This window comes from Thermanaeromonas sp., assembly GCF_021890735.1.
Lineage (GTDB): Bacteria > Bacillota > DSM-521 > Neomoorellales > Neomoorellaceae > Thermanaeromonas.
Genome location: NZ_JAKKUR010000124.1, coordinates 1 through 3569, shown reverse-complemented (window position 1 = coordinate 3569; position 3569 = coordinate 1). Strand labels below are relative to the sequence as shown.

Below are 3569 nucleotides of genomic sequence, written 5' to 3'. Positions count from 1 at the left end.
GATAAGGTTTGCTTATAAACATGACTTGGAGTACTTAATGGGGCTGTTGCCCGCCGACGAACAGGAAGAGTTTGCTGAAATGGAGCTGGAATGGTTAAGTATTTGGGCTACTGAGGGCCGTTACCCCGGTGATGTGGGAGGGGCGACCAGGGAAGATGCACAGAAGGCTATTGATATAGCAGAAACCGTATACAACAAAGTTGCATTTCTCCTAGTTTGAACCTCCTCCAAAGCAAGCCCGGAAGAGGTTTAAAACGTTTTAAAATTTAGATAAAAATGTCCCCTTTCCCTGGAGCCCTTTTGCCTCCAGGGTAAGAGCAGGCGTAAAACAATTGCGAAAGGGAAAGCGGTCCACCGGACCGCTTTCCCTTTCTTTTTCCCGACTACGGAGAGCAGTATTTTTTACTCTAAGCGAAGGCGAAATACTGTGGCTGGCCGCCCTGGTGCTACGCCCCTGGGTAGAGGTGTGACAATCCACTTGTTCGTTCAGGCGGAGGTGACTTTACCCAGCGGCGGGTATTATCCAGACATTTCCGTAGAGTTGTAGGGTAAAACAGGGGAGTCCGTCTCGTATTCTCTTCCAGCACAAGCTATCATAAAGGCAAAATGTAATGTAGAAATTAATCTTGGGGTGATTATATGGAAAAAGTTATAGGGGTCGACCAATTAAGACCACGGCTGGGAAATGCGGGCAGTGATTGACACCAATGTTTTAATTTCAGGTTTTTTAAGCAGGAAGAGCCATCCGGCAGAGGTCCTTGATGCTTGGATTTTGGGCCGGTTCGTACCGGTCGTAAATCCGGAGCTTGTGAAAGAATATGTTACTGTACTGGCTAGGGATAAATTTGCTGTTCTTGGTTCAGCTAGGGAGAGGGCTGACCTGTTGGAGGGAATCCTAGCGTTACCCTGGGTGGTAATGGTGTATCCGCAGAACTCCGTTTCTCTGGTGACGGAAGACCCGCAAGATAATAGAGTATTAGAGTGCGCCATAGAAGGCAGGGCCGGTTGGGTAGTGACCGGTGATAAACATCTTCTTGAGCTAAATCATGTGGGAGATATAGCTATTGTTAGCCAACGAAGGACCCGGCTCGCGTTGGCTTCTTTAAAGTGCCGGACTTCACCTTTTACAAGGTGCAGCTTAAGAAACTTTAATATCTGTTTAGGTGGCGGCTGGGGTTAAGTTGTACGGTAGCCATTTGGGTCCCGGCGAGCTGCTTTTTTGCGGACAAAAGCTTAACTTCACGCAAGATGAAGCAGGCCGTTATTGCTGAGGAAAGGGCATCCGCAATGGGCGGGGTTCTCCAGACTCCCTTGATCCCCCAGAAGTGGGGAAGGATGAGGAGGAGGGGTATGAACAGCAATACCTGCCTGGACAAACTTAAGACCGCCGCCTGCTTGGCTTTGCCTACGGCCTGGAAGTAGTTGGAGCAAATAACCTGAAAGCCGATTACAAAGATCATGGCGAAGAATGTGCGCATGGCCTGGGCCGTTGTATCGATGAGCTCCGGCTCCCCTTCGGTGAACAGCGCTGCTATCTGTGAGGGCCATAGGCGCAGGGCAAGATATCCCGTGACCGAGACGCAGCTTGCAGCTATCACCGCTTTCTTCAAAGCGTCTATAACCCTGCTGTATTGCCGGGCGCCGTAATTAAAGCCGATGATGGGCTGGGCTCCCTGGCTTATGCCCAGTATGGGCATAAGGAGCAGGCCAGCTATGCTCATCATTATACCCACTGCGGAGAGCCCGAGGTCGCCGCTGTACCTTAAGACCGTCTTATTTAGGATGACCTGCTGCAGGGAGTTTGCCATCTGCATGGCGAAGGGCGCAAAGCCTATGGCCGTTATATTAAGGATGACCGGAAGCCGCAGGGCAAAATTTTTAAGCTTTAGCTTAACCAGGCTGCGGCCGGTAAAGTAATAGCTTAAGACCCAGAGGGAAGCGAACACCTGGCCGGTCACGGTAGCGAGGGCCGAGCCTTTGATGCCCATCTTGAGGTGGAAGATGAATACGTAATTTAGGATTCCGTTTAGCAGGGCGCCGAACACCTGGGTGGACATCGCCATCAGGGGATTTCCTTCCGCCCTTATGAAGTTGTTCATCCCCATGCCTAAGCTTCCGAAAGGCGCTCCCAGCATGATGATGTCCATAAAATCACGGGCATAAGGCATGACCTCATCAGTGGCACCGAAAAGCCTTAAAATAGGCTCCGGGAACAAGAAATATACCACTGCGAAGGACAGGGGAAGCAAGAACAGCAAGGCCGTGCCGTTGGCTGCCGCTAGTTCTGCCTCTTCTTTTTTCTGCTCGCCCAGCCGGATGGAGATGAGGGCAGTGGTGCCTACCCCGACCAGCACGGAGAGGGCCATCAGTATTATCATAACAGGGAAGGCTACTGTTGTAGCAGCGATGGCCAGGGGGCCTACCCCATGGCCCACAAAGGCGCGGTCTACGACGTTGTACAATGCGTTGCAGGTCATGCCTACGATGGCCGGCCAGGAGAAGTGCCAGAGCAGGCGGCCTACAGGGGCGTACCCGAGTTCGCGAGGGCGTTCATCCATTACAGCGACACCTCTTTTCGTACCTGCCGCTATCTTCCTTTCACTTCACCGGAAGGGAATACAGAAACTATTATAGCACCTTTTTACGCAGCGGATGCATTTTGATTAGCGCATCACTTTACCGTTGCCGCGCGCAAATTTTTTATCCGATTTCGTTGCGGGGGTCCTGCCAACAGCTACGGCATTTGATGCTAAACGATCTTGAACTTTCCATACCTGATTGCCGATTGTAGCTTTGCACTAGTAGAATTGGTAATAGAAGAACTCTTGGAGGGGAAAACCCAGCAATGCACTTTAAGGTAAGCAAGCCGGCTGATATGGTAACCGTGCCCGGCAGGATATACCCGGACAGGGAGGCAGAAGAAAAACTTTGCTCCTTCATGCGCCGCTTCCAGGCGGCCAAACGAACCGCTTACCAGGCCTTGAGGCATGGGAAAGAACCCGGGGAAATAGTCAAAGACCTCTATGACAAGTTCTTCCCCAACGCCCGCTGGTGCCAGTGGGCGGTAGAGGACGCTAGAGCCACCATCGAGAGCCAAAAGGAACAGGTAAGAATGCACGTATCGGATCTGGAGGCGAAGATAGAGAAGTCCGAAGAGAAACTGGAACGCACCAAAGATAAGCTCCACCGCCGGGGCATACTGGCCCGTATTGCCAGGCTCCGGGGTAGGCTGGCCTACTGGAAAGGCTTCCTGGAGAGGAATGAAGTCCCGCCTGCAGTATTCGGGGGTAAGAGGAATCTGCTCCTCCTCCAAGAGGGGAAGCTTTCTAAAGAGGAGTGGCGGGAACTCCGGGCCAACGCCTTTTACTCCGTGGGCCAGGCCAACCAGAAGGGGCTGGAAGGCCAATACGGCAACGCCAACACGGAAGTGGTCTTCGATGAGGCTACCGGCTCTTTCCGCCTCAACATCTACATACCCCCGGAGCCGGAAAACAAGAACGGCCGCAAGAGGAAGGAAGAAGACTGGATAACTGTACCTTTGGAGATACCCAGCCGTTACCGGAGCATAC

3 protein-coding genes and 1 pseudogene are annotated in these 3569 nt (G+C 52.3%); 3 read left to right on the top strand and 1 reads right to left on the bottom strand.

Annotation, left to right across the window (positions count from 1 at the left end):
* Positions 1–220: HEPN domain-containing protein (locus tag L5656_RS10995; protein ID WP_297202899.1), on the top strand; the 220-nt coding region annotated here is incomplete at its 5' end.
* A 474-nt stretch (positions 221–694) separates the two neighbouring features.
* Positions 695–1180, top strand: a complete 486-nt coding sequence (locus L5656_RS10990; RefSeq protein ID WP_297202897.1) for a putative toxin-antitoxin system toxin component, PIN family — start codon at positions 695–697, stop codon at positions 1178–1180.
* On the opposite strand, the gene L5656_RS10985 is transcribed toward L5656_RS10990, so the two are convergent.
* Entirely contained in the window at positions 1149–2558 is a 1410-nt protein-coding gene (locus L5656_RS10985; RefSeq protein ID WP_297202895.1) for an MATE family efflux transporter, read from the bottom strand. The two genes, L5656_RS10990 and L5656_RS10985, sit on opposite strands and share 32 nt — an antisense overlap.
* A 287-nt stretch (positions 2559–2845) precedes the next feature.
* Between L5656_RS10985 and L5656_RS10980 the strand changes: the two are divergent.
* Positions 2846–3569: pseudogene (locus tag L5656_RS10980) on the top strand (transposase); the annotation flags it as partial.